The following is a 3,247-nucleotide window of genomic DNA, read 5'->3' on the forward strand; positions in this document are numbered from 1 at the left end:
ACACCCTATCAACAACTAGGTAAAAGGCACACTCTCAGACTATTTGCACCAGAGCCCAAAAAAGATCTCCTACACGAGGAGATCTCCAAAGGATAGAAACTATCCTTCAACACCATTTGACAAACTTCCAGAAAATCGTCCGGTAGACCTTTAGTCATTAGAATTCTCCTGTTCTGTTTCGAGTGTGAGCACATCATTATCCGCCTGGACCGAGAATCTTAGCGTTGTTAAGTCAACGGTTAACGTTGCTGTGTGAGTCTGCGCCTGGTTACGGCGAATCAATGTAAAGTGGGCGTTGTCGGTCTTCTCAATCGTGAGTGAGCCATCAAGGTCAAAGGCCGGTTCCTGATTGCGGAATCGGAGCAGCTTGAGTAGGTCGCGAACAACGGGTCGCTTTACTTCTTGCGCGACTTCACTTTCGGTGTAGTAGTGGCGATTGATGTTGCGCCCTTCTTTAGTCGCCTCAAGCAACTCAAGATCGTTTTTCCCGGCTAAGAGGCCGACATAATAAATTTGTGGAATCCCAGGGGCAAATATCTGTAGCGCTCGAGCTAGTAGATATGCGCGGTTGTCCTCGCCCAGAGCTGAGTAGTAGGTCGTATTGATTTGATAGATATCGAGGTTGTTGTACGTTGCGCTAGAGTAGACCTTCTTGACATTACTTCCACGTTCGTAGAGCTGCTTGGTTGTGAAATCAATCTGCTGATCATTAAGGACGTCTTTAACATCAACGATTCCGATGCCGTCATGCGTATCTAGCGTGGTGAACTGATGCATTGGACTCGCTGCCAGCCAATTCAGAAGGTTCGTGGCATCACCTTTGAAAAGCGTGTAGAGAATCAGCATGGGCAGAGCGAAGTCATAAGTATAATAGCCGTGTTCGCTGACCTTACGCGGTAACGTGTAGTGCTCATGAATCTCGGGAAGAACCGTCAGCTGGTGTTTTTCTGCTTCTGAAGAGATGCTCTCCAGCAATTTCCAGATGTCCGGCTCCACGAAGAAGTCATTTGTATCAAGCTTCTTGACAGCGTAGGCAAAGGCGTCGAGGCGCACAATGTTGATGTGATGTTTGGCAAAAATCGCCATCGTAGTCCTGAACATTGCCTTAGCCTGCGGGGCGTTCACATCAAGGTCGATTTGCTCTTCACTGAAGGTATTCCAGACCTTCGATTGGTTACTATCGGCAAAAGTGATTTCTTGGTATGGCGCCTTGTCCTTGCGCTTGTATATCAGATCAACATCGGCTTGTGTTGGTCGATTGGCTGGCCAGAACTTATCCCAGTTTAGGAACATACCGGCATAATCAGACTGGTCATGATGCTGCAGGTAGTCTTGGAACTCAGCGGATTGACGTGAGAGATGGTTAATCATCAGGTCTGCCATCAGGTAGTTCTTCTCGGCGAGAGCATCGACGTCGTGCCAGCTACCGAGGCGAGGGTCTACTGTGGTGTAGTTCATCGGCGAGAAGCCGCGATCTCCTGACGAAGGGAAGAACGGCAGAAGATGAACGCCGCCGACCGCCCCTGCAAAGTAGGCATCAAGAATGTGATTAAGCTGATGTAGATTTTCGCCCATGCTGTCACCATAGGTAATCAACATCACTTCATTTGGTACTGTCATAGAGCAACTCCTCGTAATCGATTTAGCGCTTGCAAGCATCTTCATTATAGGAAGTGCTTACAAAAATGGCAATTGGTTACACATTGTTACATATTTTTCTTTGAAAGTCCCTAATATTAGCGATGAAACAGATGAAGTGTGCTAATGTTGATACATTATAGAAGGGACGTGAACAGAGATGTCTGTAACCATTCGTGACGTCGCGCGAGAAGCGGGCGTATCCGTGGCCACCGTGTCGCGTGTCATCAACAGTAAGGGCTATCTAAGTCCGGCGGCGATTACTAAGGTGCAGCTTGCGATGGAGAAGTTGAATTATCAGCCCAATGCCGCTGCTCGTCGCCTGCAAGGGAAAAGTTCTGCTACCATCGGCGTGATTCTGCCTTCGCTCGACAATCCGCTGTATTCAGAACTCTTTGAGCATATCGAAGACGAACTGAGCGGCCGGCACTACCAGACGTTGCTTTGTACGAGTAAGAACAACTCCGAAAAGGAAGAGGAGTATTTCAAGCTGCTGAAGAGTAACCAGGTCGATGGCATCATTACCGGCTCACATTCTGACTTTCTGATAGAGCACGGTAATGCGAGTTACCCGATTGTGTCTTTTGATCGGCAGATTTCTAAGGAGATTCCAACGGTCAAAAGCGACAATCTTGCTGGCGGCCGGGCAATTGCCGGTAAAGTGGTCGAGCGTGGCGTCAAGAACGTATTGATTCTGTCGGGTAGCAAGGAGGACTTCTACCCAATCAATGATCGTGTAACCGGCATGATGGCGGTGTTTAACCAGGCAGGTGTCGATGTAACTACGTCTTCACTGGAGTTTGAGAGCTCAATCGCGTTAAAGAAGCTACTGGTTGGGCAGCTTATTGTGAGCCGTGATTACGATGCAATATGCTGTACCGATGATGTTACGGCAATCTTGGTAAAGACCTGTGCTGATACGATGAACTACCATCCGCTTATCAGCGGGTACGATGGATCCACTTTTATTCGGACATTCTTTCCGGAATTGCCAACGGTTCAACAGCCAATCAAAGAGATGGCTGAGCTGATGGTTGAGCTACTAATCGAGCGGATTAAGTCGCCTAAGACGCGACTGAACTCGGACTACACGTTCCCAGTAAAAACGAATCGGGTCCACAAAAAGGCGTAACAGCAGGTCTCGCTCTTTAATTCAGTTCAAAGAGAAGCGGTCTATATTGCTGGATGTAAGCTGATTCCTGAGACAACTTTTAAGAGAGGGTATAATGAATAAATCGTCTCTCAAAAGGAAGGAATTTTTACATGCCAACTCGTTTCGACAAAGAATTCAAACAAAACATTATCAACCTATATAAGCAAGGCGAATCAGCTGCCCAACTGGCCAGAGAATATGGCATTGGCTATTCAACAGTTCATAAGTGGATCCAGGGCCAGGCCAAAACTCAATCCGGTAAATCGCCAGACGAAATCAAAGCGATGGAAAAGCGACTGGCTTCGCTGTCTGAGGAGAACGAAATCCTAAAAAAAGCCCTAGGCTTCCTTGCGCAGAAGTAACCAATATCTTTGATTACATTCACCAAGAAAGCCATCACCACCAGGTAACCAAGATGTGCCGAATCCTCGGTGTTTCCAGAGCTCAGTATTATCG

General features: G+C 47.4%; 3 protein-coding genes. 2 read left to right on the forward strand and 1 reads right to left on the reverse strand.

The window, feature by feature from the left end:
• Positions 1–150 precede the first annotated feature (150 nt).
• Positions 151–1,620, reverse strand: coding sequence for a sucrose phosphorylase (gene gtfA / locus FD01_RS08195; protein ID WP_056963651.1), 1,470 nt, complete (start codon positions 1,618–1,620; stop codon positions 151–153).
• A gap of 178 nt (positions 1,621–1,798) precedes the next feature.
• On the opposite strand from gtfA, the gene FD01_RS08200 reads away from it, so the two are divergent.
• Together FD01_RS08200 and FD01_RS16085 are read left to right on the forward strand one after the other, a co-directional pair.
• Positions 1,799–2,770: a LacI family DNA-binding transcriptional regulator gene (locus tag FD01_RS08200; RefSeq protein ID WP_056963653.1), complete on the forward strand. Its 972-nt coding sequence runs from the start codon at positions 1,799–1,801 to the stop codon at positions 2,768–2,770.
• Between the two features lie 131 nt (positions 2,771–2,901).
• Positions 2,902–3,153: an IS3 family transposase gene (locus tag FD01_RS16085; RefSeq protein ID WP_002820011.1), complete on the forward strand. Its 252-nt coding sequence runs from the start codon at positions 2,902–2,904 to the stop codon at positions 3,151–3,153.
• Positions 3,154–3,247: the final 94 nt, after the last annotated feature.

It is taken from the genome of Lacticaseibacillus manihotivorans DSM 13343 = JCM 12514 (genome assembly GCF_001435035.1).
Classification (GTDB): Bacteria; Bacillota; Bacilli; order Lactobacillales; family Lactobacillaceae; genus Lacticaseibacillus; species Lacticaseibacillus manihotivorans.

What these genes read in the sequence shown, in the direction of transcription:
- gtfA (WP_056963651.1), bottom strand. Translation starts at nt 1,620, where the DNA reads ATGACAGTACCAAATGAAGTGATGTTGATTACCTATGGTGACAGCATG.
- FD01_RS08200 (WP_056963653.1), top strand. Translation starts at nt 1,799, where the DNA reads ATGTCTGTAACCATTCGTGACGTCGCGCGAGAAGCGGGCGTATCCGTG.
- FD01_RS16085 (WP_002820011.1), top strand. Translation starts at nt 2,902, where the DNA reads ATGCCAACTCGTTTCGACAAAGAATTCAAACAAAACATTATCAACCTA.